Below are 23,264 nucleotides of genomic sequence, written 5' to 3'. Positions count from 1 at the left end.
CGCTGCACGGCCCCTGAGGCGGCCTCTATGACGGCGGCAGGCACTCCTTGCTCGGCGGCTTCCCCTCCGGCCAGGCGATCCGCACGAAGCGGGAGCCACCCTCGGGGGTGAGTTCCACGATCGGTACGGCCTTGTCGTACGGGTTGCCGTGCACGTCCAGGCAGATCCAGCCGCTGGCCCCGTTCACCCGCAGCGAGCCCTTGACCTGCGGCCACTGGAGGCCGACGTCCGCGAGCGGCGGGACGGTCCGGCCCTCCGGCGTGGCCTCGCGGATGCCGTGCACGGCCAGTCGCAGCGCGTCGTAGGCGATGATCAGCTGCCCGTCCTCCAGGGGCACCGGGCCGATCGGGCCGACGGGCTCGCGTCCGCTTCTCGCCAGCAGGTCGGTGAGGATCCGCGTGTCGTGCGCCGAGCCGCCGGTCCTCGCGGAGTCCTTCGCCCAGGCGTCCGGGTGGGCGAGGGCGGTGTACCGGACGGACAGGTTGTGCGCGAGGGCGCTGCGGTCGAGGTCCTTCTCGCCGGTCAGGTAGGAGCCCTCGTCCCCGGTGAGCAGGGTGAACCTCCGGTCCTGGCAGCCGCGTCCGCCGAGCGCGTTGATGAACTGCCGCAGCTGGGTGTGCCGTCCGGCGAACAGGATCGTGTCGGTTCCCGGCGAGGTGTCGCACACCAGGTGGGTGATCTGCCGGAAGGTGTTGGCGGTGGTGCCCTCCTGGCTGCGGTCGGCGGGCGGGGTGAAGGGCTGCGGCTCGTAGGGCGAGCCCTCGATGAGCTTGGCGAAGGACGTCTGGAGGGTCCGCGTGTAGGGGTCGCCGGGCTTGTCGTACACCAGCAGGGCCCGGCCCGCCGACACCTTGGCGAAGGAGGCCAGCGCGCGGGCCTCGTCGGTGTTGGTGGGGGAGACGCGGGCGAGCCCCGGGAAGGGGTCCCTGCCGTCCTGGCCGTTGGCGAGGTCGTCGGCGGTGATGGAGGAGCCCACGACCGGGATGCCGCGCCGGGTCAGCTCCTTGACGGCGGCCTTGTTGCTGTCCGTGCTCAGGCCCACGCCGGCGACCGCCCGCAGCCGGTCGGCGCCCTTCGCCATCCGTTCCAGCCGGTCGACGGTCTGTGCCCAGTAGATGCCGGTGGCCCCGGGGTTGGCGAGCACCAGCCGGATGGCCGGGGCCTCGCCGTTGGAGCTGTGGTTGGCCTCGTACTGCGCCAGATACGCGCCCTGCAACTCGTGCTGGATGTCGCTGAGACTGGCCGGCGCGGTGGAGGTGAACGGCAGCATCACCGCGACGGTCACCTGGCTGCCCTCCTTCAGCCGCTTGTTCTCGCGGTCGATCGCCCGTACCGCGTCCCGGAGTTGGGGGCGTCCGAAGTCGTACGCCGTGGTCGCGACGCCCACGCACTCGTCGCTGCCCTCGGGCCGTACGACACCGGGGGCGCAGGAGCGGTCGTCGTGGGCGAGCGCCCGGACCGCGAAGACGAGGCCGGCCACCAGTGCGGCACTGAGCAGCAGGGCGAGGTAGCGGCGCAGGGGGATCTCCCAGACGCTCTCCCGCAGCCACACGCCGTATCCGCGTGCCATCACGCCTCCCCGTCCTCGTCGTGGTCCGGGATGTGCAGGGGCCGCCCGGCGAGCGCGTCCCCGGGCCAGTCGCGCGAGGCCCGCCACAGCAGCGCGTTGCCCGCGGGCCGCAGGTTGGACAGCTGCTCCAGCTCGAACCGGAGCCGGTCGCTCACCTTGGGGTCGGGCAGCGCCAGCGGGTCGGTCAGCTGCCACACGACGTGCAGCAACCGCCGTACCCGCAGGTGTAGTACGGCGTCCACCGCGTCCGGCGGGCTGTGGCCGGCGTCCGTGCGGCCGAGCGCGACGGCGGCCCGCCGGTCGTCGTGCCCGGCGAAGTCGTGGCCCTCCTCGTCGTGCGCGTGGAAGTAGGGCGCCGAGGCGATGAAGCGCAGCGACCGAAGCCAGGTGCGGGTGTCCTGGACGGGGAAGGTGTCGCGCAGGTGGGCCACCGCCGAGTCGGCACCGCCCAGGGCGAGTTCGTGGTGCAGCCGGAAGGGGGCGCGGGCCGGGTCGTCGTCCTCGGCGATCGGCGCGTAGTGCGCGACGAGCGTCTCGTGGGCGGTGCGCCACTGCGCGTGGCCGGTGTCGCGGTGGTGCAGACGCAACAGCAGCAGGGTCCGTACGAAGGGGTCACCGACGAAGCGGCCGGGCACCGCGGGCAGTCCCTCCTCGCCCAGCCGGGTCTCCAGGGAACGTACGTCCGCCGGGCCGAAGTCTTCGGGGAGGAGGGCGGCGGCGAGCGCGCAGGCCGAGTCGTGGTCGTGGGCGGCGGCCAGCACGGTCAGCTCGTCGAGGCGGTCGGCGGGCACCAGCCGGTCCAGCAGCTCCAGATAGGTGGGCCGCCCGTCGCGGTCCTCGTGCAGCCGCAGGTCCGCGGTGAGCAGCGTGCCCAGCGAGGACACGTCCGGCAGGTGCTGGGCGGCGGACTCGGCGAGCAGGGTGATGCCCAGCGGATTGCCGCCGGTCAACCGGTGGGTGGCGTGCGGAAGTTGGGGTGGCATCGGAGCCTCGGCGCAGGCGGCACCCATCAGGTGCAGGGTGTCGTCGGGGCTGAGCGGGGGCAGCGCCACCAGCAGCGCCCGGGAGGACGGGGCGGCCGGGTCCGGGGTCCATTCGCTGCGCCGGGTCACCTCGGGCAGGGCCCGCCGTACGGCGTTGCGCAGGGCCGGGCGCCCGGTGCCGCGCAGCGCGCCGAGAAACACCACCTGGTCGGGGATGCCGTCGGCGCGGTCGCGCAGCACCGCGTCGGTCAGTCCGGGACCGGGCGCGGTCTGGGTGTTGTCGAGCAGGACGAGCGGACGCCCGAGGCGCCGCATCCGCGGCAGCACCCCGGCGTAGGCCTCGGCGAGGTCGGCGAGCAGTGCCCGCACCACATACCGCTCGGCGTGCTCGCGGGAGGTGCCGCCGGCCCGGAAGTGCCCGGACAGCAGCATCAGTCCGCGCCGGGCGTTGCGGCCGGCGTTGGGGTAGTCGCGCCACCAGGTGGCGGCCTTCTGGTGGCGCCGGTGCACGAAGCTGTCGGAGACGGACTCCAGGGTCGCCTCGATGGCGGAGGACACCAGCGGTCCGGTGCCGGTCGCCGCGGCGACGACGTTGGCGGCGACCCGCCCGGCCCACCGCCCGGCGAACCCGGCGATCCACGACCCGCTCTCGTTCAGCAGCAGGATCCGCTCGACCTCGCGCCGGATGCGCTCGGAGTCGGCGTCGCCCCAGCCGCCCGCGGCCACCGCGACCAGCCCCGACATCAGCCGCGGGAAGGTGATCCGCCCGGCGCCGGTCACCGGCTCGGCCAGTTGCTCGGCGATCACGAGCAGCGCCTGCGACACCGGGGACCAGGCCTCGGCGGGCCGGCCGCTCGGCGGCGCCGCGAACTGGGCGTCCTCGCAGTCGATCAGCGCGACCGGGGTGTGCCCCTGGTACGCCTCGCGCAGTTCGCCGAGCGCCGCGCTCTTGCCGAGTCCCCGTCCGCCGGTGAGCACGACGAAGGGGAGTTCCTGCGGGTGTTCGACCGGGCAGGCGCGGTGCTGGTGCGGACGCAGTCCCACGAGCCGCGCGGCCAGACCGGCCGGATCGGTGTCGAACAGCGCCCCGCGTCCGTGCAGCCGTCTGCCCACCGCATCTCCCCCTGCCCCCCGTGGTGTTCAACTCCAGGGTAAGGAGAGGGAGTTGGTTCGGACTAGATCGCGTGATGTCCGTTGGGTTACGAAAGTGTCGATCTGGTCAGTCGACGGTGATCGAATCCAGCTTCTCCCGCAGGTAGGTGTGCGAGTCGACCGCCTCGTACGCCACCCGTCCCACCGGCGCCGGCACGGACTCGACGAGCGTGCCCGGGGTGCACTCACCGAAGTAGACGAGGGACATCAGCTCCTCGGCCGGGGCGTCCGCGGGCGGCGGCAGCACCCGGTGGCGGCCCGAGCGCCAGCGGTCGCCCGTCCAACGGGCCATCAGGTCACCGATGTTGATGGTGAAGGCGTCCGGGTCGAAGGGCGCGTCCTCCCAGCCGCCCGCGTCCGTGTAGACCTGCAGTCCGCCCTTGCCGGCCTGCCGGTCAAGGATCGTCACGGTGCCGAAGTCGGTGTGCGGGCCGATGCGGAACTGGCCGGGTTCGGGCTCGCCGACGACCTCGGCCCCCGGGTACCAGTTGATGTTGAAGCCGTACGTCGGACGGTCCATGTGCCGGGAGAAGAAGTCGGCTTCGAGGCCGAGCGCCTCACCGAGCAGGGACAGGAGCCGCTTCTCCAGCTCCGCCATCCGCCCCAGGTACTCCTCACAGAGTTCCCGTAGCTCCGGCGCCTCGTCGGGCCACACGTTGGGCGCGTACCACTCCGCGTTGACGACCGGGTCCTCGAACGGCTCGTGGGTCGCGAAGGTCAGCGACTCCTTGAGATCCGGCGGGGTCTCGGTCCCCTCCGAGTAGCCGTTGGCCTCGGCCCCCGGTCCGAGCCACCCGCGCCCGCCGACCTTCGCGGTGTAGGGCTGTTTGGTCTCGGCGGGCAGGGCGAAGAACGCCCGGGCGGCCTCCCGGATGCGGGCCCGCAGCGACGGGTCCACGCCGTGCCCGGTGACCAGGAGGAAACCGGCGGTCTGCAGGGCCTCGTCGACGGTACGGGCGATCCGCGCGCGCACCTCGGGCCCGCCGTCGAGCCACGGCCCGAGGTCCACGGTCGGGATGCGCGGAGCCGGGGCGGCGGGGGTGCCGGGGGCGTCAGTCACCGATGTCCTCATTCCACAGTGCGGGGTTCTTCTCGATGAAGTCGCGCATCATCCCGGCGCACTCGGGATCGTCGAGCAGCACGATCTCCACGCCGTGCCCGGCCAGCCAGTCGTGTCCGCCGTGGAAGGTGTCCGCCTCGCCGACGACCACCCGCGAGATGCCGAACTGGCGGACCAGACCGCTGCAGTACCAGCACGGCGAGAGGGTGGTGACCATGGTCGTCCCCCGGTACGACCGCTGCCGTCCGGCTGCCCGGAATGCGGCCGTCTCCGCGTGCATGGAGGGGTCGTCGTCCTGGACGCGGCGGTTGTGCCCGCGGCCGAGGAGGGTGCCGTCGGGTCCGTAGAGGGCGGCTCCGATGGGGATGCCGCCCGCGGCGAGACCCGTGCGGGCCTCGGCGACGGCGGTGGCGAGCCACTCGCGTGCCTGTGCCTGGTCGATGCGCTGCATGCTCCCACTCTGCGGTGGCCGAAACACCAGGGCAACGTGCGGAAAGTACTCTCCCGGCAACCCGTAGCCGGACGAAATGTCAGCGCCCTGGAGGTTCCCGTGCCCGCACTCACCCTCCGCGAAGTCCTGGCCCTCGATCCTGTGCGCGCCGCCGAGCCCGAGCTGCTCGCCGGGGGAGGAGCCCTGGACCGGCCGGTGCGCTGGGTCCACTCCAGTGAGGTGTACGAGGGCGCGAACTTCCTCGACGGCGGCGAGCTCCTGCTCACCAACGGCTTCGGCCTGGTCGACGCCGACGAGGTGACCCGCCGCCGGTACGTCCGCGAGCTGGCCGCCCGGGGCGCCGCCGGCCTCGCCGTCGAGATCGGCCGCTCCCTGCCCCACATGCCTCCCGAGGTGAGTGACGAGGCGGACCGTCTCGGCCTGCCGCTGCTGGCGCTGCGCCGGGTCGTGCCCTTCGTACGGATCACGGAGGCCGCCAACCGGGCGATCGTCGCCCGCGGCCTGTCCGGACGCACCGTGGTCCGGCCGTGGGGCGACGACCACACCGCCGCACTGCTCGCCGACCTCGCCGACCGCCAGGCACTCAACCAGCCGGAGGTGGAGGCGCGGGCGGCACTGGCCGGGTTCCACCCCGGCCCCGGCGCCCGCCTGATCGGGGTGTCCGCGCACGGCACCCGGGAGACCGGGGCGGTGGACCGGGCCGTACGGCTGCTCGGCGGGGCGGGCGTCCTGCGGGCCGCGTTCCCCGGGGACGTCCTGGCCCTGCTGGCGCTGCCCGCGCCGAACCGCCCCGGCGACCCGGTCCGGGCGGTCCAGGAGGCCTTCCGTACGTCCGCCGAGCCGGGCCTCACCGTCGCGGTCGGACACCCCGTCGCCGCGGGCGGCGGCTGGCTGCGCTGGAGCGACACCCTGCGCGCGGCCCGTACGACGCTGGAGCTGGCGCTGACCGTTCCGGCCGCCGAACCGGGCGTACCCGACGGCCCGTTGGTCACCTCCTCACGCGCCCTCGCCCTGGAACGGGAGCTGACGCGCGGCGGCGTGGACGCCAACCGGGAACGGCTGGCGGGCCTGGTGCAGCACGCCCTCGGCCCCCTGCTGGCCTGGGAGGCGGCCCACCCCAGCGACCTGGTCCGCACCCTGGAGATCCACCTGCGTAACGGCTGCTCGCCGACCCGCACGGCGGCCCTGCTGCACATCGGACGCCAGTCGCTCTACCAGCGCCTCGAACGCATCGAGTCCCTGCTCGGCCTCGAGATCGACGACCCGGACCTGCTGGGCGAGTTGCTGGCGGCGGCCTGCGCCCACCGTGTGGTGCGCGGGAGGGGAGCGGCGCTCCCCGGCGGACTGCGGACGGTGGCCTGAGCGCGGACGGTGGCCTGCGGGACGGACACGCCGACCGCCTCTGTAGCCTGTGCCGATCACCGCCGCGCCAAGCGGCAGTTGAGCCTCGGGCGGAAGGACAAGGCATGGGTGCTGCTCCGGTTCTGGAGGAGCTGCGGGAGGTCTGCCAGCCGCAGGCCAAGCTCGCGAGCCGCAACGGCGAACACTGGGCCGGCCGGCTCTACATGCGCAGGATCTCGCTGCGGGCGACCCGCCAGCTGGTCCGCACACCGGTCACCCCGGACCAGCTGACCTGGACCATGGTGGTGTGCGGGATCGCGGCCGGAGCCGCCCTCATGATCCCCGGCCTGGCCGGCGCCGTACTGGCCGTCGTCCTGATGCAGCTCTTCCTCCTCTTCGACTGCGTGGACGGCGAGGTCGCCCGCTGGAAGGGGCAGAACAGCGCGGCCGGCATCTACGTCGACCGGCTCGGCGCCTACCTGGCGGACGCCGCCCTGCTGGCCGGGGCGGGCTACCGCGCCGCCGAGTCCGGGGTGGGCGGGTGGCTGTCGATCGGCATCGCGACCAGCCTCGGCGTCGTCCTGCTGAAGGCGTCGACCGACCTCGTGGACGTGGCCCGCGCCCGCCGCGGACTGACCGTCGTCGGCGACGAGGCCACCCGGCCCCGCTCCCAGGGTGTCGCCACCGTCCGGCGCCTGGCCGCCGCGTTCAAGATCCACCGGGTGACCAACGGCATCGAGGCGTCCCTGGTGCTGCTGGTCGCGGCCGTCGCCGACCAGGTGACCGGCGGCATCGAGCCGACCCGCTGGGCGCTGGGCGCGCTGGCGGTCATCACCTGGGTGATGGTCCCGGCCCACCTGCTGTCGATCCTGTCCTCGTCGCGCCTGCGGTGAGCCGCGCTCACACCGTCCTCTCCAGCACCGCGTAGTCCGCGAAGCTGCGGCGGTAGCGCAGGTGCCGGGTCTCCTGGGTGTGCCTGCGCTGCCACTCCTCGACGTCCGCCGGATCCTGGCACGGCCCCGAGGCGGCACCGCAGTCCGCCTCGTCGCCCGAGACACAGCGGGCCTCGTACTCCGGCTGCGCCGACGCGTCCTGCACGATCGAGTACGGCACGTACCGGAAGATCCGGCGGCCCGCCGGCGGCAGGCCGCCGTGCTCCCGGCGCTGGTGCTGGCGCAACAGGACGTTCGCATCCGTCTCCGCGCTGCCGTCGAACACGGCCCGCGCCTCCTCGCGCCGGGTGGCGAGTTCGGCGCAGGTCGCGCAGCCGGACACCGGCTCGGGCGGGCGGCGCGCCGCACCCTCGTCGAAACAGGAGCCCGTCACCGTCCCCTCCCGCCCCTCCCGCGAACGGTCGTTGGCCGCCCGCACCCCCGCGCTCAGCCGTTCCTCCGCCGTCGCCGCCCGCAACCGCGCCGGATCCGCCTGCCACTCCCGGCCACCGCCGACCGGGCGCAGCATCGCGTACGGCCCCAACCTGTCCCGGTACTCGCCCACTTCGCGCGTACGCGGGTCGTAGACGAGCGTTCCCGGTTCCCACCGCTCAACCATGTCCAACTCCGAGCATCATCCGTCACTCTGGGTGTACCGAGCGTCGCCCAGGGGAACGGTCGGTATCAATGCCCGACGCGTGCCACTGGCCCACTGTCACGAAGGGGGACGTCCGTGAGCCGACGCAACGCCGACGGGGGAGCGGGGCTCAGTACGAGCACGGCTGCCGTGTTCGGCGAGGTGCTCAAGCACTTCCGTGAGGCGACTCTGCTGACCCAGGAGGGGCTGGCGAGGGAGATCCCCTGCGACCGCTCTCATGTCGCCCGCGTCGAGGCGGGCACGCGGGTGCCGCAGGACACGTTCGCGAAGAAGTGCGACGAACTCCTCACCACGGGTGGGGTGTTGCTTCGGTTGTGGAGCCGGATCGACTGGTATCCGCAGGTGGAGCATCCGGACTGGTTCCGGCGCCGGGCGGAGATGGACGAGGTGGCGGTCGCCCTGCGGGAGTATCAAGTACAGGTCGTGCCGGGGTTGTTGCAGACGGAGGACTATGCGCGGGCGCTGTTCTCGCGCGTCGCACGCGGCGAAGAGGTCGAGGAGCGCGTCCGGGCGAGGCTCAGCCGACAGCGGCGCTTTCTTGCCGACGGCGGGCCGATGTACGTGGTCATCCTGGACGAGAGTTGTCTGCGCAACGTCGTCGGCAGTCCGGCCGTCATGCGCGCCCAGTGCGCGCACCTGCTCGACGTCGGGCGCCGCCCCAACATCCGTATCCAGATCGCCCCGGCCGGTCGTCCCGCGCTGGTCCGCCCCAACGCCCCGATGTCGTTGATCAAGCTGCCCGACGGACGGGAGTGGGTCTACTCGGAGTCGCTCGACCGAGGCCACTTCAACGACGATCCGACCGTCTGCGCGCGGCATGGCCAGACCTATGATGTGCTCAGAGCGGATGCTCCGTCAGCTGCCGAATCCGCCGCTCTGATCAGCGACGTGTTGGAAGGGTACGAGCCCCATGAACAGGTACGAGCTCGACGCGGCGACTTGGATCAAGAGCAGCTACAGCGGAGACAACGGCGGCAACTGCGTCGAAGTAAGCCCCGATTTCCCCGCCGCCGTCCCCGTCCGGGACAGCAAGGTTCCTGACGGCCCGGTCCTGCTCCTCACCCGCACCGCCTGGTCCGCGTTCACGGCCGCCCTGCGCTGACCTTCGGCCGAACCGCGCGGACCTCGACGCCCTCGCCGACCGGATCAGCGAGGACATGACCCATCAGGGTCGAGCACGTACCGCCCGCCTACGCCGACGCCGGCTGACCCTTCCGCCGCGACACCGCGCACAGCACCGCGTACAGCCCCGCGCTCAGCGCGAAGCCCACCAGCGGGGTCACGTCGCCGAAGGACGGGTAGTGCTCCGGCACCCAGCCGACGTACTTCTCCTGGTTGGAGAACAGCGGGACGGACACCGCCACGCCGGCCAACAGGGCCGCCACACCGGGCCAGTTGGTGAAGGACCGGTCGGTGAGGCGGGCGGACAGCTCCTGATCGTCCGTCCGCGCCCGGAGCAGCCGCTCGACCAGCACCACCCCCAGCCAGGGCGCCACCCAGTAGGCGATGACCAGCAGGAACGCCTCGTACGCCGACCCCGCGTCCGACAGTGAGGCCCACGCGGCCGCCGTACCCACGACTCCGGACAGGACGACCAGCACGCTGCGGCCCAGCCACGCGGGGAGGTTCAGGCCGAGCGAGGTGAGGGAGATGGCGGAGGAGTAGACGTTCAGGGCGTTGGCCGAGACCGCGCCCAGAATGATGGCGATCAGGGTCAGGTCGCCGAGCCAGCCGGGAAGATGGCCGGTGAAGGCCGCCGTCGGGCTCGCGTCCGCCGGTGCCGCGATCGTCGCCGAGGCCGCACCGATGACGGCCACGATCGCGACCGACACGAACAGGCCCAGCGCCGGGTACAGGACGGTCCGCAGCCGGTTCGCGGTGCGCGGCAGATAGCGCGAGTAGTCCGTGGCGTACGGGTTCCAGCCCGCCGTGTATCCCCAGGCCGTGCTGAACGCCAGCAGGAATCCGCCGAGGCCGCCGCCCGCGCCGCCCCCGCCGAGGTGACCGTCCTTGACCGTCCACACCCCGGCCAGCAGGAAGATCAGCGCGAGCGCCGGGAACGCGTACCGCTCGAAGACGTGCACGAAGTTGTGGCCGATGAAGCCGATCGCGATCTCGGCGACGACCACGAGGAGAAGGGAGGGCAGCGGCCGCAGGCCCGTCAGCGTGTTCAGCGCGAAGGCCGCGCTCAGGCTGTTCACCGCGAACCAGCCCACGCCCGCCAGCAGCGCGTTGACCCCCGACGGCAGCAGGTTCCCCCGGTGCCCGAAGGACAACCGGCCGATCACCATCTGCGGGACGCCGAACCGCGGCCCGTCCAGGGACAGCACGCCCTGGGTGACCGCGCCGAGCGCGGCGCCGAGCAGGATCGCGGCGGTGGCCTGCCAGAAGCCCAGCCCGAAGAAGAGGACGGAGATCACGCCGATGTAGACGGTCGCGAACTCGATGTTCGGGGACGCCCAGGTCCACAGGAGCTGGAGCGGGGAGCCGTGCCGTTCGGCGTCGGGAATCGGATCCGAGCCCGCCGTCTCGACCGCGATGACCTTGTCACCGTAGGCGGGGGCCGGCGTGCCGGTGGAGTCGGCGGTAGTCGTCGTCATGCGAGGTAAGTGTCCGGCCCGTCCGGGCTCCGGCCCAGGGGCGCACTGTCCGCTTCGGGCGGCTCACCGGCGTACAACCTGTAGGGCCGGTGACGTCCCTCAGTCGGTCTTCGGGTCCTCGCCGGTCTCCTTGCGCCGCAGTTCCTCCTCGCGGCGGCGCAGGTCCGCCTCCCAGTCCTTCAGGAGCGCGGCCTCGTCCTTCTTGCCGTCCTCCTTCAGGGACTTGAGGAACTCGGGGTTGTCGTCGGGCGCGACGAACCCCGTGCCCCGGTCGCGGCGCCAGGGGGAGTCGGAGGCCGCGCCACCGGCCGCGCCGTGCCGCTGCTTGCCCGCGACCAGCCAGGCGACCGGGCCGACCAGCACCTCGCCGAACAGCAGGATGATGATCACCCAGACCACCTTCGGCAGCCCGCGCACCTGCTCCTCGGGGGTGTTCAGGCAGTCGATGAAGGCGTAGATCCACAGCGCCAGGACCAGCAGGAAGGGCAGATACCTGAGCATGGTGGTGCGATCCCCCAGGAGACGGCGACGGGGCGCGGAACGGCCCCGGTGACCGGGCCAGAGTAGCGGGTGCCCGATACTGGAACGCATGGCTTACGACGATCTTCGCTCCCTGCTCAGGGCCCTGGAACGCGAGGGCGACCTCAAGCGCGTCAAGGCCGAGGTCGACCCGTATCTGGAGGTCGGGGAGATCGTCGACCGGGTGCAGAAGGCCGGCGGGCCCGCCCTGCTCTTCGAGAACGTGAAGGGCTCCGCGATGCCCCTCGCGATGAACGTCTTCGGCACCGACCGCCGCCTGTTGAAGGCCCTCGGCCTGAAGTCGTACGGCGAGATCTCGGAGAAGATCGGCGGGCTGCTGCGGCCGGAGCTGCCGCACGGCTTCGTCGGCGTGCGCGAGGCGTTCGGGAAGCTCGGCGCGATGACGCACGTCCCGCCGAAGAAGGTGAAGTCCGACAACGCGCCCGTGCAGGAGGTCGTCCTGCGCGGCGACGACGTCGACCTCGACCAGCTCCCCGCGCTCTTCACCTGGCCGCAGGACGGCGGCTCCTTCTTCAACCTCGGGCTGACCCACACCCGTGACCCCGAGTCCGGCATCCGCAACCTCGGCCTCTACCGCCTCCAGCGCCACGACAAGCGCACCATCGGCATGCACTGGCAGATCCACAAGGACAGCCGCAACCACTACCAGGTGGCGGCCAGGCGAGGTGAACGCCTTCCGGTCGCGATCGCCTTCGGATGCCCGCCCGCGGTCACCTACGCCTCCACCGCCCCGCTCCCCGGCGACATCGACGAGTACCTCTTCGCCGGGTTCATCGCCGGCAAGCGCATCGAGATGGTCGACTGCAAGACGGTGCCGCTCCAGGTCCCCGCGCAGGCGGAGGTCGTGATCGAGGGCTGGCTGGAGCCGGGCCAGATGCTCCCCGAGGGCCCCTTCGGCGACCACACCGGCTTCTACACCCCGCAGGAACCCTTCCCGGCCCTCACGATCGACTGCGTGACCATGCGCAAGCGGCCGCTGCTCCAGTCGATCGTCGTCGGCCGCCCCCCGACGGAGGACGGACCCCTCGGCCGTGCGACCGAACGCTTCTTCCTCCCGCTGCTGAAGATCATCGTTCCGGACATCGTGGACTACCACCTGCCGGAGGCCGGCGGCTTCCACAACTGCGCGATCGTCTCGATCGACAAGAAGTACCCCAAGCACGCACAAAAGGTGATGCACGCGGTCTGGGGGGCACACATGATGTCCCTGACCAAACTGATCGTGGTCGTCGACTCCGACTGCGACGTGCACGACCTGCACGAGGTCGCCTGGCGCGCCCTCGGCAACACCGACTACGCCCGCGACCTCACGGTCGTCGAGGGGCCCGTCGACCACCTCGACCACGCCTCCTACCAGCAGTTCTGGGGCGGCAAGGCAGGCATCGACGCGACCAGGAAATGGCCCGAGGAGGGCTATACGCGAGACGGCGGCTGGCCCGAGATGGTGCTGTCCGACCCGGAGACGGCGGCGACGGTCGACCGCCGCTGGAAGGAGTACGGCCTGTGACCTCCGCTTCCGCAGCGCTTCCCCAGCCGGGACGCACCAAGGCGTTCCTGCGGCTGGTGATGATCGAGCACTCCGTCTTCGCGCTGCCCTTCGCCTACATCGCCGCGCTCACCGCGATGTTCCAGTGGGACAAGAACGTCCACTGGGGCCGGCTGCTCCTGGTCACCGTCTGCATGGTGGGCCTGCGCACCTTCGCGATGGCCGTCAACCGGATCATCGACCGCGAGATCGACGCCCGCAATCCCCGCACCGCGCACCGCGAACTGGTCACCGGCGCCATGTCGGTGCGACACGCCTGGACGGGCGCCCTGATCGCCCTGGTCGTCTTCCTGGGCTCGGCCGCCCTGCTCAACCCGCTCTGCCTGGCCCTCGCCCCCATCGCCGTGATCCCGATGGTGGTCTACCCCTACGGCAAACGGTTCACGAACTACCCGCAGGCCATCCTCGGTCTCGCGCAGGCGATCGGCCCGATCGGCGGCTGGCTCGCGATCACCGGCGAGTGGTCCTGGGACGCGGTCGTCCTGGGCCTCGCCGTCGGCATCTGGATCGGCGGCTTCGACCTGATCTACGCCTGCCAGGACATCGACACCGACCGCGAGACCGGCGTCAGGTCGGTCCCGGCCCGCTTCGGCGTCCCCGCGGCGATCCGGGGCGCGCGCGCCTGCCACGTCCTGACGACGGCCCTGCTCGTCTGGTACGCGGCGGCCACCGACGCGGGCGGCTTCTTCTGGTTCGGCCTGGCGATCGTGGCGGGCGCCTTCGTCTACGAGCACTCGATCGTCCGCCCGCACGACCTGTCCCGCCTCAACCGGGCCTTCTTCAGCGTCAACGGCTTCATCGGAATTGCCCTGTTCGTGTGCGCCCTGCTGGATCTCCTGGTGCGCGGCCTGACGGTCTGACCGCCGAGCGGCCCGGCCGGTCCTGAGGTCCCTTCCGTCCGCCGGTACGCTCAAGGTGTGAACGCAGGAGAAACGCAGCGCACGCCTTGGATCGTGGGGGTGTCGGGAGCGTCGGGTACGCCGTACGCGGCCGCCGTGCTGCGCGCCCTGCTGGACGCCGGCGAGAGCGTCGACCTGGTGGTGTCCCGGGCCTCCCGGCTCACCCTGCTCGACGAGACCGGCATCTCCTTCCGGGACGCGCACTGGCAGGACGACCTGCGGGAATGGCTGTCCAGAGGCGCCGACGGCAAGCCCGACAGCTTCGACGTGGACCTCACGGGCGTACGGCACTGGGGCGCTGGGGACCTGGCGGCGGGACCGTCCTCGGGGTCGTACCCCTCGAAGGGGATGCTGATCGTGCCCGCGTCGACGGCCTGCGTCGCCGGAGTCGCCCTCGGACTGTCCAAGGACCTGCTGCAACGGGCCGCGAGCGTGGTCCTCAAGGAGCGGCGCCCGCTGGTCGTGGCCGTACGGGAGACCCCGCTGAACGGCCAGACACTGCGGCACCTGGTCACCCTGGACGACGCGGGCGCGAGCGTCGTGCCCGCCTCGCCCGGCTTCTACGCGGGAGCGACGCACATCCAGGACCTGGTGGACTTCGTGGCCGGCCGGGTGCTCGACGCGGCGGGCGTCCGGCACCGGCTGTACCGCCGCTGGAAGGGCGAACTCGGCGGCTCCCGGCCCGAGTGAGCGGCAGGCGGCACCAACCCGCACCAACCTCAGAAACTTCTCTTCAGTCTCATCAGTGGAAGGCTTCGATCGCATGGACGCGGTGGACAGGCAGCTCATCCAGGCCCTGAGAGAGAACGGCCGGGCCTCGTACGCGGAGCTGGGGCGCCTCGTCGGCCTGTCGGGACCCAGTGTCACCGACCGCATCAACCGGCTGGAGGCGGCCGGTGTCATCACCGGCTACCGCGCCACCGTCGACGCCGCCTCCCTGGGCCTCGGCGTCATCGCCCTGATCGGCATCTCGCTCTCCGACGCCGCCGACCACGAGGACGTGGCCCAGCGGATGAAGGACCTCACCGAGATCGAGGACTGCTGGTTCATCGCGGGCGACGACTCGTTCATGCTCAAGGTGCGGGCGACCGACGTCGACGGTCTGGAGAAGATCATCCGACGGCTGTCCGGAACCAAGGGCGTCTCCCGGACCCGTACGACCATCGTGCTGTCCACGAAGTGGGAGAACCGCGTCGGGGAGCTGCCGGAAGAGGTGTAGCGGCGTGGGCGTACGGTTGGCGAAGTCTGTCTCACACAAGAGCAGGAAGAGGTAGGGCATGGATGTCGGGCTCAAGCGCGAGCTGGAGGAGAAGGTCCGCTCCGGCGAGCGGCTGACCCGCGAGGACGGCATCGCGCTGTACGAGTCGGACGACCTGGCCTGGCTGGGCGGACTCGCGCACGAGGTGCGGACGCGGAAGAACGGCGACGTCGTGCACTTCAACGTCAACCGTCACCTCAACATGACGAACGTGTGCACCGCGTCCTGCGCCTACTGCTCCTTCCAGCGCAAGCCGGGCGAGAAGGACGCGTACACGATGCGCATCGAGGAGGCGGTGAAGCTCGCCAAGGCGATGGAGGGCGAGAGCCTCACCGAGCTGCACATCGTCAACGGGCTGCACCCCAACCTGCCGTGGCGCTACTACCCGCGGTCGCTGAGCGAGCTGAAGAAGGCCCTGCCGAACGTCTCGCTGAAGGCGTTCACGGCGACGGAGATCCACCACTTCGAGACGATCTCCGGACTCTCCGCCTCCGAGATCCTCGACGAGCTCATCGACGCCGGCCTGGAGTCCCTCACCGGCGGCGGCGCGGAGATCTTCGACTGGGAGGTCCGACAGCACATCGTCGACCACCGCACCCACTGGGAGGACTGGTCGCGCATCCACCGCCTCGCGCACGAGAAGGGCCTCAAGACCCCGTGCACCATGCTGTACGGGCACATCGAGGAGCCCCGCCACCGCGTCGACCACGTGCTGCGGCTGCGTGAACTCCAGGACGAGACCGGCGGCTTCCAGGTCTTCATCCCGCTGCGCTACCAGCACGACTTCGTGGACATGAAGGACGGCAAGGTTCGCAACCGCCTCCAGGCGCGCACCCAGATGGCGACCGGCGCCGAGGCCCTGAAGACCTTCGCGGTCTCCCGGCTGCTCTTCGACAACGTCCCGCACGTCAAGGTCTTCTGGGTCATGCACGGCGTCCAGACCGCGCAGCTCGCGCTCCAGCACGGTGCCGACGACATGGACGGCTCGGTCGTCGAGTACAAGATCACGCACGACGCCGACAACTACGGCACGCCGAACAAGCTGACCCGCGAGGACCTGCTCGACCTGATCCGCGACGCGGGCTTCCGGCCGGTGGAACGCAACACGCGGTACGAGATCATCCGCGAGTACGACGCCCCCGACCCGGCGCGACGCGAGTCCCCGCAGCCGATGCGGGTGTGATTCCCGCCGGGTGCGGGGGTACTCGGCGGGGGTGAGCAGCTCCCGTACGACCGCCACCGCGCCCGAGGACGCGTACACCGCCGAACCCTTCGTGCCGGGCCGCGGCGGCCTGCCCGCACTGCGCCGGGCCGCCGCGGAGTGCCGGGGCTGTCCGCTGCACCGGGACGCCACCCAGACCGTGTTCGGCGCCGGTTCGGCGGACGCCCGGGTGATGCTCGTCGGCGAGCAGCCCGGCGACCAGGAGGACCTGCGGGGCGAGCCGTTCGTGGGTCCCGCCGGAAAGCTGCTGGACCGGGCGCTGGCCGAGGCGGGCATCGACCCCGGCGAGGCGTACGTCACCAACGCGGTCAAGCACTTCAAGGTCACCCGGGCCGAGCCCCGCAAGCGCCGGATCCACAAGGCGCCCAGCCTGCGCGAGATGACCGCCTGCGGGCCCTGGCTGGCGGCCGAACTGGCGGTCGTGGAGCCCGAGCTGATCGTGGTGCTCGGCGCGACGGCCGGGAAGGCGCTGCTCGGGTCCTCGTTCCGGGTGACCGAGGTGCGCGGCCAGGTCCTGGAGGAGGAGATCCACGGGCGGCCGGAGCGGCTGGTGCCGACCGTGCACCCGTCGTCGGTTCTGCGGGCCGACGACCGCGAGAGTGCCTACCGGGGGCTGGTCGCCGACCTGGAAGTAGCGGCACGCATCCTGTCGTAAGGGTTACGATCCTTCGGTGTCCCTTACTTTCACTCTCGACCCCGCCGTCACCCCCGCCCTGCGTGACGGCGTCCTCGACCTGTGGACGGACGTCTCCAACGCGGGCGGCGCCGTCGGCTTCGTACCGCCGGTGACGCGCGAGGCCGTCCGGCCGGAGCTGGTCAGACACCTCGCGGGCATGGCCGAGGGACGCACCCGGCTGCTGACCGGCCTCGACGAGGACGGCTCGGTGGCAGCGACCGCCTTCTTCGGCCTCAACACCCACCGGCTGATGACCCACTGGGTGTGGCTGTACACGGTGATGGTCCACCCGCGCCACCAGGGCAAGGGATACGGCCGGGACCTGCTGGCCGCCGCCGCGGACGCGGCCCGCCGCCTCGAGGGCGTCGAGGCGATACGGCTCACCTGCCGGGGCGGCCTCGGCCTGGAGCACTTCTACGGCTCCTGCGGCTACAAGGAGGTCGGCCGGGTCCCCGGCGCGATCCGGGTCGCGCCGGACGACGACCGGGACGACATCACGATGCTCCAGCCGCTGACCTGACCCGCGGGCGTGCCCGCACCCCCCTGCGGGAGCGGGCCGTCGCCGTGCTTCACTGGAAGGTGCGACCGTCCCCTCGGGGGACGTTCCGGACTGTTCGCAACGGAAGAGTGGATTGGGATGTTCCGCTACACACTGATGCGCCTCGGTATCTTCGCGGGCTGCCTCGTGGTCGTCTGGGGCCTCGTCTACTCCGGCATCGCCCCGCGCGGCCTCGGCGACGCCAACTACATGTGGGTCGTCCTGCTCGCGCTGGTCATCTCCGCCCCGATCAGCTTCGTCGCACTGCGCAAGGAGCGGGACCGGGCGTCCGTACAGGTCGTGCGCAAGGTGGACCGCATCAAGGCCAACCTGGAAGCGAACCGCAGCCAGGAGGACGGCGCCGACGACTCGGCCCGCGCGCAGGGCCAGACCTCGTAGGCCCACGGGACACGGCCGGGCGCCGTCGCTTTCGCGCCGTCCCGGTCGGTCGGTCGGGTCCTGAGCGGCTCGCTCCGGGCCGGGCCCAACTACCCTGTGCCCATGGGTGCCGTGAAGACCAAACGGATGCCGCGGGCCGTCCGTGAGCAGCAGATGCTCGATGCCGCCGTGCGGACGTTCGGGCAGCGCGGGTACATGGCCGCCTCGATGGACGAGATCGCCGAACTGGCGGGTGTGTCCAAGCCGCTGGTCTACCTGTACCTGAACTCGAAGGAAGACCTCTTCACGGCCTGCATCCGCCGCGAGGCGAGTGCCCTCACCGAGGCCGTCCGGGCCGGCGTCCGCACCGAGGAGCCCGCCGACCGGCAGCTCTGGGACGGACTGCGGGCGTTCTTCACCCACGCCGCGCAGAACCCGGACGCCTGGTCGGTGCTGCACCTCCAGGCCCGCACCCACGGCGAGCCGTTCGCCGCCGAGGTCGCCGCGATGCGCGAGGAGATCGTCGCGTTCGTGACGCGGCTGATCGCCGTCGCGGCACGGGAGGCGCACCGGGACCCCGACCTGCCCGAGGCCGAGGTCGCCGGCCTCGCCGAGGCCCTGGTCGGCGCCGCCGAGTCGCTGGCCGCCTGGGCCAACGCCACCCCCGGCGTCTCCGCCCGGCAGACCGCGGCGACCCTGATGAACTTCGCGTGGGCGGGACTGGGCAACCTGATGGAGGGGCGACCCTGGTCACCGCCGGGACACGCTCACGAGGTGAGCGGGTAGACCTCGCCGGTCAGGTGCACACGGTCGGCGCCCCGCAGCTCGAACCGCCCGCCCTCCGCCGCGTACGCCACCGTTCCCGGCAGCGGCACCGGCGCCCGGAACTCCGCCCGCATCCGCACCGCCGGTGGTGTGCCGTGCGCGGCCAGGCAGCGGGCCACGGTCCACATGCCGTGCGCGATGGGCCGGGGGAAGCCGAACAGACGGGCGGTGAGCGGGTGCAGGTGGATGGGGTTGCGGTCGTCGGAGACGGCACCATAACGCCGACCGACATCCGCGCCGAGCCGCCAGTCGGCGCGGACGGGCAGCGGTTCGGGGACGAGGGACAGCGGTACGGCGGCCGGGGGCGCCGGTTCGGTGACGGCGGTCGACGGATCGACGGCCGCGAGCGGTGTTCCGCCGGCGGCGGGCGGACGTGCGGGGTGGGCGGGCAGCTGTCCGGGTCCGTCCGCGGGCGTCCGCGCGGTACGGCCGTCGGTGCGGTGCCGGGCCAGATAGGTGCTCCTGGACTCCCACACGACCTTCCCGGCCGTCCGCACCTCGGTGACCACGGCGGCCTCCGTGCCCCGCCGATGCGGCGCCAACCCGTCGACGTACACCACGAGTTCGTACTCCCCGGTGGTCTTCAGGACCGTGCTCCGGGTGATCTCGATCGACGTGTGGACGAGCCCGAGCAGCGGCAGCGGGAAGTCGCGTCCGCTCATCAGCCGCATCGCCGGCGGGAAGCCCAGCACATGCGGATACGTCAGCGGCAGCGAGTCGTCGCCGGTCGCGAAGCCGCACACCCGCTCGTAGGCGGCCAGCCGCGTCAGGTCCACGCGCACACCGGGCAGATGGAGCCGGGTGCGCGGGAAGTCGGCGTCGGGGCGGGGCCGCTTGAAGGGCGACAGGAGCGCGCCGCGTGCGAGCAGGGGGCCGAGCGCCGGGGAACCGGTCAGCGTCGTGCGCATCACGCCCCCAGCAGGCTCTGGCCGCAGACCCGGACGACCTGGCCGTTGACCGCGCCGGAGGCCGGGTGGGCGAGCCAGGCGGTGGTCTCGGCGACGTCGGCGGGCAGGCCGCCCTGGGCCAGGGAGTTCATCCGGCGGCCCGCCTCCCGGATGAGGAGCGGGACTGCGGCCGTCATCCTCGTCTCGATGAAGCCGGGCGCGACCGCGTTGACCGTCACCCCGTGCCGGGCGAGGGCGCGCGGCGCGAGGGAACGGACCAGCCCGACCACCCCCGCCTTGCTCGCCCCGTAGTTGGTCTGGCCGGCGTTGCCCGCGAGGCCGGCGATGGACGCGGTCGCCACGATCCGCCCGCCGGGCCGCAGGGTGCCGCTCCCGAGCAGTGCGTCGGTGGTGCGCAGCACGCTCGCCAGGTTCACCTCCAGCACCGAACTCCATCTGTCGGCGGGCATGTTGACGAGCCGCCGGTCACGGGTGACGCCCGCGTTGTGGACCAGGACGTCCAGGCCGTCGGGCAGCGCGGCCGCGATCCGCTCACCCGCGTCGGCGGCCGTGATGTCCAGCGTGAGGGCGCTGCCGCCGAGCCGTTCGGCGACCCTGGCCGTCTCCTGCCCGGCCGCCGGTGTGTCGAGTACGACGACCCGGGCGCCGTCCCTGGCCAGCGTCTCGGCGACGGCCTCACCGATACCGCGCGCGGCGCCGGTGACCAGGGCGGTGCGCCCGGCGAGCGGGAGGTCCCGGTCGGCCGGAAGCGCAGGTTCGCCCGGGCCGACCTCGATCACCTGGCCGCTGACGTAGGCGGACTTGGGGGAGAGCAGGAAGCGGAGGGTCGATCCGGCGGCGGCCGCGTCGGTGAGCCGGACCAGGTTCACGGTCCTGCCCCGGCCGATCTCCTTGCCGAGCGAGCGGGTGAATCCCTCCAACGCCTGCTGGGCGGCGGCCTGGTGGTGGTCGGCGGGGTCGAGGGGAGCCCCCAGCACGAGCACCCGGCCGCTGGCGGCGACCGACCGGACGACCGGGTGCAGGGCCGCGTGCACCTCGGCGAGCGTCTCGACGTCCCGTACGCCGGTGGCGTCGAGGACGACGGCGGCGGGCCGGTCCGAGGTGCCGGCGAACGTGAGCCCGGTGCGGGTGAGGTCGAGGTCCGACGTGCCGGCGGTGAGGTGGAGCGGTTCGCCGGGCAACTCGGGCTGCCGGGCGCTCCAGCGCCGGAGTTCGGTGGGTTGGGGCAGGCCGAGCCGGCGGGTGAGGAGGCGGCCGGGCGCGGTGGTGGTGAGGCGCAGATAGCGGTCGGCCATGTCCAACTCCCAGAGGCGGCGACGAGAAACTGACTCTGGAGTAAGGTTACCGGAGGTAAGGCGTCGTCGGGGGTGCCCCGGAAGTGAGCCCCGCTCACCTTCGTACGGCAGGAAAGGCCAGGTGGATGAGGGAGGTTGGCGACTCGCGGAGTGAGGCCCGCAGGACCCCCGAGGCTGCACAGCCCTGCCTCCGGAACACCCCGGAAACCGCACAGACTCCCCACGCGAACCCCGTACGATCCCCTCCTAACCGGCGGTAACCCCGATTCTTTCGGTTCTGTCGGTGAACGCCTCGGTGTGCGAGGTACGTACGTCTTGCAGCAGAGCAGTTCGTCGCTGCACGCCACAGGAGCCGCCCGTGTCCACCCCGCTTCCCTCCTTCGCCGCCTCGGCCGCCTACGACGACGCTCCCGGCCCCGTGCTGGTGGAGCCTGAGACCCGGCGGCTGGACGGAGCCGTCCGCGAGGCGTACGTGCCGCCCTTCGCCCCACCGGTGACCCACGGCTCGCTCGCGGACCTGCCCTTCGACAACGCGGCCGCGGTACCCGACTCCGTCGTCCTCAGCCGCAGGACCCAGGACGGCACCTGGACGGACGTGACGGCCACTCAGTTCGCCGACCAGGTCCTCGCGGTGGCGAAGGGACTGATCGCCGAGGGGCTGATGCCCGGCGACCGGCTCGCCATCATGGCCCGCACGACGTACGAGTGGACGCTGCTCGACTTCGCCGCCTGGGCGGCCGGCCTGGTCACGGTCCCCGTCTACCCCACCTCCTCCGTCTTCCAGGTCCGCTGGATCCTGCAGGACTCCGGAGCGGTGGCCCTCGCCACGGAGACCGCCGCCCAGGCGGCGGCCCTCGGCCCGGAGCTCGACCGCCTCCCCGACCTGCGGCACATGTGGATCATGGAGAAGGACCACGTGGAACGGCTGGCGGAACTCGGCCGGGCCGTCCCCGACCAGGAAGTCGCCGTACGCCGCGGAATGCTCGGGCCCGACACCCTCGCCACCCTCATCTACACCTCCGGCACCACGGGCCGCCCCAAGGGCTGCGTGCTCACCCACAGCAACTTCTTCGCCGAGGTCGACAACGCCGTCGAACTCCTCTACCCGATCTTCAAGTCCAGGTCGGGCGACGAGGAGTCGGTCCTGCTCTTCCTGCCGATGTCCCACGTCTTCGGCCGCATGGTCGCCATCGCCTGCATCCGCGCCCGGGTGCGGCTCGGCCACGCCCCGAGCCTGAAGGCCGAGCACCTCCTGCCCGACCTCGCGAGCTTCCGCCCGACCTGCCTGCTGGCCATCCCGTACATGCTGGAGAAGGTCTTCAACACCGCCCGCGCCAAGGCCGAGTCGGGCGGCCGGCTGTCCTCGTTCGACCGCGCCGCGTCCGTCGCGAGACGCTACGGCGAGGCACTGGAGGCCAAACAGACGGGCACCGGCAAGGGCCCCTCCCGGGCCCTGCGCACCGCCCGCGCCTGCTACGACCCGCTGGTCTACCGCCGTATCCGCAACGCGATGGGCGGCCGCGTGCGGCACGCCATCTGCGGCGGCTCACCGCTGGGCCGCCGCCTGGCCGCCTTCTACGCCGGCGCGGGCATCGAGGTCTACGAGGGCTACGGCCTGACGGAGACGACCGGCGCGGCCACGGTGACGCCCCCGCTCAAACCCCGACTGGGCACGGTGGGCTGGCCGTTGCCCGGCACCCGGATCCGGATAGCGGCGGACGGCGAGATCCTGATCGCCGGCGAACACGTGCTGCGCGGCTACTGGGACCCGGCGGCGGGCGGAGTGACCCCCGCCGCACCCGACGGCTGGCTCGCCACGGGGGACATCGGCAGCCTGGACGACGACGGGTACCTGACCATCACCGGCCGCAAGAAGGAGATGCTGATCACGGCGGGCGGCAAGAGCGTGGCACCGGCCCCGCTGGAGAACTGGCTCCGCTCCCACCCGCTGATCAGCCAGTGCATCGTGCTGGGCGACACCCGCCCCTACGTGTCGGCCCTGATCACCCTCGACCCGGACGGCATCACCCACTGGCGCCAGATGAACGGCAAGCACCCGGTGCCGGCCGAACTCCTCGTGGACGACCAGGAGTTGCGCGAGATCCTGCAACGCGCGGTGGACGAGGCCAACAAGCTGGTCTCCCGCCCCGAGTCCATCCGCCGCTTCGCGCTCCTGCCGGTCGACTTCACCGAGGAGGCCGGACACCTCACCCCGTCGATGAAGCTGCGACGGGAGTTCGTCCTGCGGGACTTCGAGCAGGAGGTCGAGGCCCTGTACGCGAAGTGACCGGGAGGCGACGGCGCGCCGGGAGGGCGAAGAGCTCCCGCCGCGCCGGAGGCGGTACCGGCCGACGCGCGCGTGTCCGACCTCGACGACCTGGTCGACCCGGTGCCGTTGGTTCGTACCACCGCACGCATGGCCCTTGACTTCA

At 72.1% G+C, this 23,264-nt stretch carries 22 protein-coding genes and 1 pseudogene; 14 read left to right on the top strand and 9 right to left on the bottom strand.

Translation table 11 applies throughout. The annotated features are described in order from the left end of the window. Positions 1-25 precede the first annotated feature (25 nt). The 4 genes from OG985_RS20820 to OG985_RS20805 all read right to left on the bottom strand — a co-directional run bounded on the left by OG985_RS20820 (position 26) and on the right by OG985_RS20805 (position 5,216). On the bottom strand, positions 26-1,570 hold the full coding sequence (locus OG985_RS20820) for an ABC transporter substrate-binding protein (protein WP_371669841.1): 1,545 nt from the start codon (positions 1,568-1,570) through the stop codon (positions 26-28). Beyond that, positions 1,570-3,666: a hypothetical protein gene (locus tag OG985_RS20815; RefSeq protein ID WP_371669840.1), complete on the bottom strand. Its 2,097-nt coding sequence runs from the start codon at positions 3,664-3,666 to the stop codon at positions 1,570-1,572. Before OG985_RS20815 ends, OG985_RS20820 begins: the two co-directional genes overlap by 1 nt. Positions 3,667-3,772: 106 nt before the next feature. Beyond that, positions 3,773-4,765 carry an isopenicillin N synthase family dioxygenase gene (locus OG985_RS20810; protein WP_371669839.1) on the bottom strand — a complete coding sequence of 331 codons (993 nt, stop codon included), beginning with the start codon at positions 4,763-4,765 and terminating at the stop codon, positions 3,773-3,775. Continuing rightward, positions 4,758-5,216, bottom strand: coding sequence for a nucleoside deaminase (locus OG985_RS20805; RefSeq protein ID WP_371669838.1), 459 nt, complete (start codon positions 5,214-5,216; stop codon positions 4,758-4,760). Before OG985_RS20805 ends, OG985_RS20810 begins: the two co-directional genes overlap by 8 nt. Positions 5,217-5,315: 99 nt before the next feature. On the opposite strand from OG985_RS20805, the gene OG985_RS20800 reads away from it, so the two are divergent. Then, positions 5,316-6,578, top strand: coding sequence for a PucR family transcriptional regulator (locus OG985_RS20800; RefSeq protein ID WP_371669837.1), 1,263 nt, complete (start codon positions 5,316-5,318; stop codon positions 6,576-6,578). 104 nt (positions 6,579-6,682) lie between these two features. After that, positions 6,683-7,450 carry a CDP-alcohol phosphatidyltransferase family protein gene (locus OG985_RS20795; protein WP_371669836.1) on the top strand — a complete coding sequence of 256 codons (768 nt, stop codon included), beginning with the start codon at positions 6,683-6,685 and terminating at the stop codon, positions 7,448-7,450. 7 nt (positions 7,451-7,457) lie between these two features. On the opposite strand, the gene OG985_RS20790 is transcribed toward OG985_RS20795, so the two are convergent. After that, positions 7,458-8,108, bottom strand: coding sequence for a hypothetical protein (locus OG985_RS20790; protein WP_371669835.1), 651 nt, complete (start codon positions 8,106-8,108; stop codon positions 7,458-7,460). A gap of 114 nt (positions 8,109-8,222) precedes the next feature. Here OG985_RS20790 and OG985_RS20785 point away from each other — a divergent pair, with 114 nt between their 5' ends. Both OG985_RS20785 and OG985_RS20780 read left to right on the top strand, forming a co-directional pair. Beyond that, complete coding sequence (locus tag OG985_RS20785) at positions 8,223-9,188, top strand: Scr1 family TA system antitoxin-like transcriptional regulator (protein ID WP_371669834.1); 966 nt, start codon at positions 8,223-8,225, stop codon at positions 9,186-9,188. Continuing rightward, positions 9,142-9,249 (top strand): annotated as a pseudogene (locus tag OG985_RS20780) (DUF397 domain-containing protein); the annotation flags it as partial. The gene OG985_RS20785 and the pseudogene OG985_RS20780, both read left to right, overlap by 47 nt. Positions 9,250-9,337: 88 nt before the next feature. Here the strand turns inward: OG985_RS20780 and OG985_RS20775 are convergent. Together OG985_RS20775 and OG985_RS20770 are read right to left on the bottom strand one after the other, a co-directional pair. Beyond that, positions 9,338-10,747: a cytosine permease gene (locus OG985_RS20775; protein WP_371669833.1), complete on the bottom strand. Its 1,410-nt coding sequence runs from the start codon at positions 10,745-10,747 to the stop codon at positions 9,338-9,340. Between the two features lie 99 nt (positions 10,748-10,846). After that, positions 10,847-11,248 carry a PLD nuclease N-terminal domain-containing protein gene (locus OG985_RS20770; RefSeq protein ID WP_371669832.1) on the bottom strand — a complete coding sequence of 134 codons (402 nt, stop codon included), beginning with the start codon at positions 11,246-11,248 and terminating at the stop codon, positions 10,847-10,849. Positions 11,249-11,336: 88 nt separating this feature from the next. On the opposite strand from OG985_RS20770, the gene OG985_RS20765 reads away from it, so the two are divergent. The 9 genes from OG985_RS20765 to OG985_RS20725 all read left to right on the top strand — a co-directional run bounded on the left by OG985_RS20765 (position 11,337) and on the right by OG985_RS20725 (position 18,590). Beyond that, positions 11,337-12,794 carry a menaquinone biosynthesis decarboxylase gene (locus tag OG985_RS20765; RefSeq protein WP_371669831.1) on the top strand — a complete coding sequence of 486 codons (1,458 nt, stop codon included), beginning with the start codon at positions 11,337-11,339 and terminating at the stop codon, positions 12,792-12,794. Beyond that, on the top strand, positions 12,791-13,693 hold the full coding sequence (mqnP, locus tag OG985_RS20760) for a menaquinone biosynthesis prenyltransferase MqnP (RefSeq protein ID WP_371669830.1): 903 nt from the start codon (positions 12,791-12,793) through the stop codon (positions 13,691-13,693). Before OG985_RS20765 ends, mqnP begins: the two co-directional genes overlap by 4 nt. A 57-nt stretch (positions 13,694-13,750) precedes the next feature. Next, positions 13,751-14,422 carry a UbiX family flavin prenyltransferase gene (locus tag OG985_RS20755; protein WP_371669829.1) on the top strand — a complete coding sequence of 224 codons (672 nt, stop codon included), beginning with the start codon at positions 13,751-13,753 and terminating at the stop codon, positions 14,420-14,422. Between the two features lie 73 nt (positions 14,423-14,495). After that, positions 14,496-14,951 (top strand): Lrp/AsnC family transcriptional regulator, encoded by a 456-nt coding sequence (locus OG985_RS20750; RefSeq protein ID WP_371674449.1) that lies wholly within the window; start codon positions 14,496-14,498, stop codon positions 14,949-14,951. A 58-nt stretch (positions 14,952-15,009) separates the two neighbouring features. Further along, positions 15,010-16,173 carry an aminofutalosine synthase MqnE gene (gene mqnE / locus OG985_RS20745; protein WP_371669828.1) on the top strand — a complete coding sequence of 388 codons (1,164 nt, stop codon included), beginning with the start codon at positions 15,010-15,012 and terminating at the stop codon, positions 16,171-16,173. Positions 16,174-16,204: 31 nt separating this feature from the next. After that, positions 16,205-16,867, top strand: a complete 663-nt coding sequence (locus OG985_RS20740) for a UdgX family uracil-DNA binding protein (RefSeq protein WP_371669827.1) — start codon at positions 16,205-16,207, stop codon at positions 16,865-16,867. Positions 16,868-16,883: 16 nt separating this feature from the next. Beyond that, complete coding sequence (locus OG985_RS20735) at positions 16,884-17,408, top strand: N-acetyltransferase family protein (RefSeq protein WP_371669826.1); 525 nt, start codon at positions 16,884-16,886, stop codon at positions 17,406-17,408. A 117-nt stretch (positions 17,409-17,525) separates the two neighbouring features. Continuing rightward, positions 17,526-17,825 carry a DUF4229 domain-containing protein gene (locus OG985_RS20730; protein WP_371669825.1) on the top strand — a complete coding sequence of 100 codons (300 nt, stop codon included), beginning with the start codon at positions 17,526-17,528 and terminating at the stop codon, positions 17,823-17,825. A 102-nt stretch (positions 17,826-17,927) separates the two neighbouring features. After that, a complete protein-coding gene (locus tag OG985_RS20725; protein WP_371669824.1) occupies positions 17,928-18,590 on the top strand; it encodes a TetR/AcrR family transcriptional regulator in 663 nt (220 codons plus the stop codon). Here the strand turns inward: OG985_RS20725 and OG985_RS20720 are convergent. Continuing rightward, on the bottom strand, positions 18,572-19,537 hold the full coding sequence (locus tag OG985_RS20720; RefSeq protein WP_371669823.1) for a MaoC family dehydratase: 966 nt from the start codon (positions 19,535-19,537) through the stop codon (positions 18,572-18,574). The genes OG985_RS20725 and OG985_RS20720 overlap by 19 nt on opposite strands. Next, positions 19,537-20,832: a 3-oxoacyl-ACP reductase gene (locus OG985_RS20715; RefSeq protein WP_371669822.1), complete on the bottom strand. Its 1,296-nt coding sequence runs from the start codon at positions 20,830-20,832 to the stop codon at positions 19,537-19,539. The genes OG985_RS20720 and OG985_RS20715 overlap by 1 nt, the downstream gene beginning before the upstream one ends. A 358-nt stretch (positions 20,833-21,190) precedes the next feature. On the opposite strand from OG985_RS20715, the gene OG985_RS20710 reads away from it, so the two are divergent. Then, entirely contained in the window at positions 21,191-23,119 is a 1,929-nt protein-coding gene (locus tag OG985_RS20710; protein ID WP_371669821.1) for a long-chain fatty acid--CoA ligase, read from the top strand. Positions 23,120-23,264: the final 145 nt, after the last annotated feature.

The sequence above is a fragment of the Streptomyces sp. NBC_00289 genome (assembly GCF_041435115.1).
GTDB lineage: Bacteria > Actinomycetota > Actinomycetes > Streptomycetales > Streptomycetaceae > Streptomyces.
The sequence above is the reverse complement of the archived record's forward strand: the minus strand, read 5'-3'. Positions and strand labels throughout refer to the sequence as shown.

What these genes read in the sequence shown, in the direction of transcription:
- OG985_RS20820 (WP_371669841.1), bottom strand. Translation starts at nt 1,570, where the DNA reads ATGGCACGCGGATACGGCGTGTGGCTGCGGGAGAGCGTCTGGGAGATC.
- OG985_RS20805 (WP_371669838.1), bottom strand. Translation starts at nt 5,216, where the DNA reads ATGCAGCGCATCGACCAGGCACAGGCACGCGAGTGGCTCGCCACCGCC.
- OG985_RS20795 (WP_371669836.1), top strand. Translation starts at nt 6,683, where the DNA reads ATGGGTGCTGCTCCGGTTCTGGAGGAGCTGCGGGAGGTCTGCCAGCCG.
- OG985_RS20790 (WP_371669835.1), bottom strand. Translation starts at nt 8,108, where the DNA reads ATGGTTGAGCGGTGGGAACCGGGAACGCTCGTCTACGACCCGCGTACG.
- OG985_RS20775 (WP_371669833.1), bottom strand. Translation starts at nt 10,747, where the DNA reads ATGACGACGACTACCGCCGACTCCACCGGCACGCCGGCCCCCGCCTAC.
- OG985_RS20770 (WP_371669832.1), bottom strand. Translation starts at nt 11,248, where the DNA reads ATGCTCAGGTATCTGCCCTTCCTGCTGGTCCTGGCGCTGTGGATCTAC.
- OG985_RS20765 (WP_371669831.1), top strand. Translation starts at nt 11,337, where the DNA reads ATGGCTTACGACGATCTTCGCTCCCTGCTCAGGGCCCTGGAACGCGAG.
- OG985_RS20750 (WP_371674449.1), top strand. Translation starts at nt 14,496, where the DNA reads ATGGACGCGGTGGACAGGCAGCTCATCCAGGCCCTGAGAGAGAACGGC.
- mqnE (WP_371669828.1), top strand. Translation starts at nt 15,010, where the DNA reads ATGGATGTCGGGCTCAAGCGCGAGCTGGAGGAGAAGGTCCGCTCCGGC.
- OG985_RS20730 (WP_371669825.1), top strand. Translation starts at nt 17,526, where the DNA reads ATGTTCCGCTACACACTGATGCGCCTCGGTATCTTCGCGGGCTGCCTC.
- OG985_RS20725 (WP_371669824.1), top strand. Translation starts at nt 17,928, where the DNA reads ATGGGTGCCGTGAAGACCAAACGGATGCCGCGGGCCGTCCGTGAGCAG.
- OG985_RS20720 (WP_371669823.1), bottom strand. Translation starts at nt 19,537, where the DNA reads ATGCGCACGACGCTGACCGGTTCCCCGGCGCTCGGCCCCCTGCTCGCA.
- OG985_RS20715 (WP_371669822.1), bottom strand. Translation starts at nt 20,832, where the DNA reads ATGGCCGACCGCTATCTGCGCCTCACCACCACCGCGCCCGGCCGCCTC.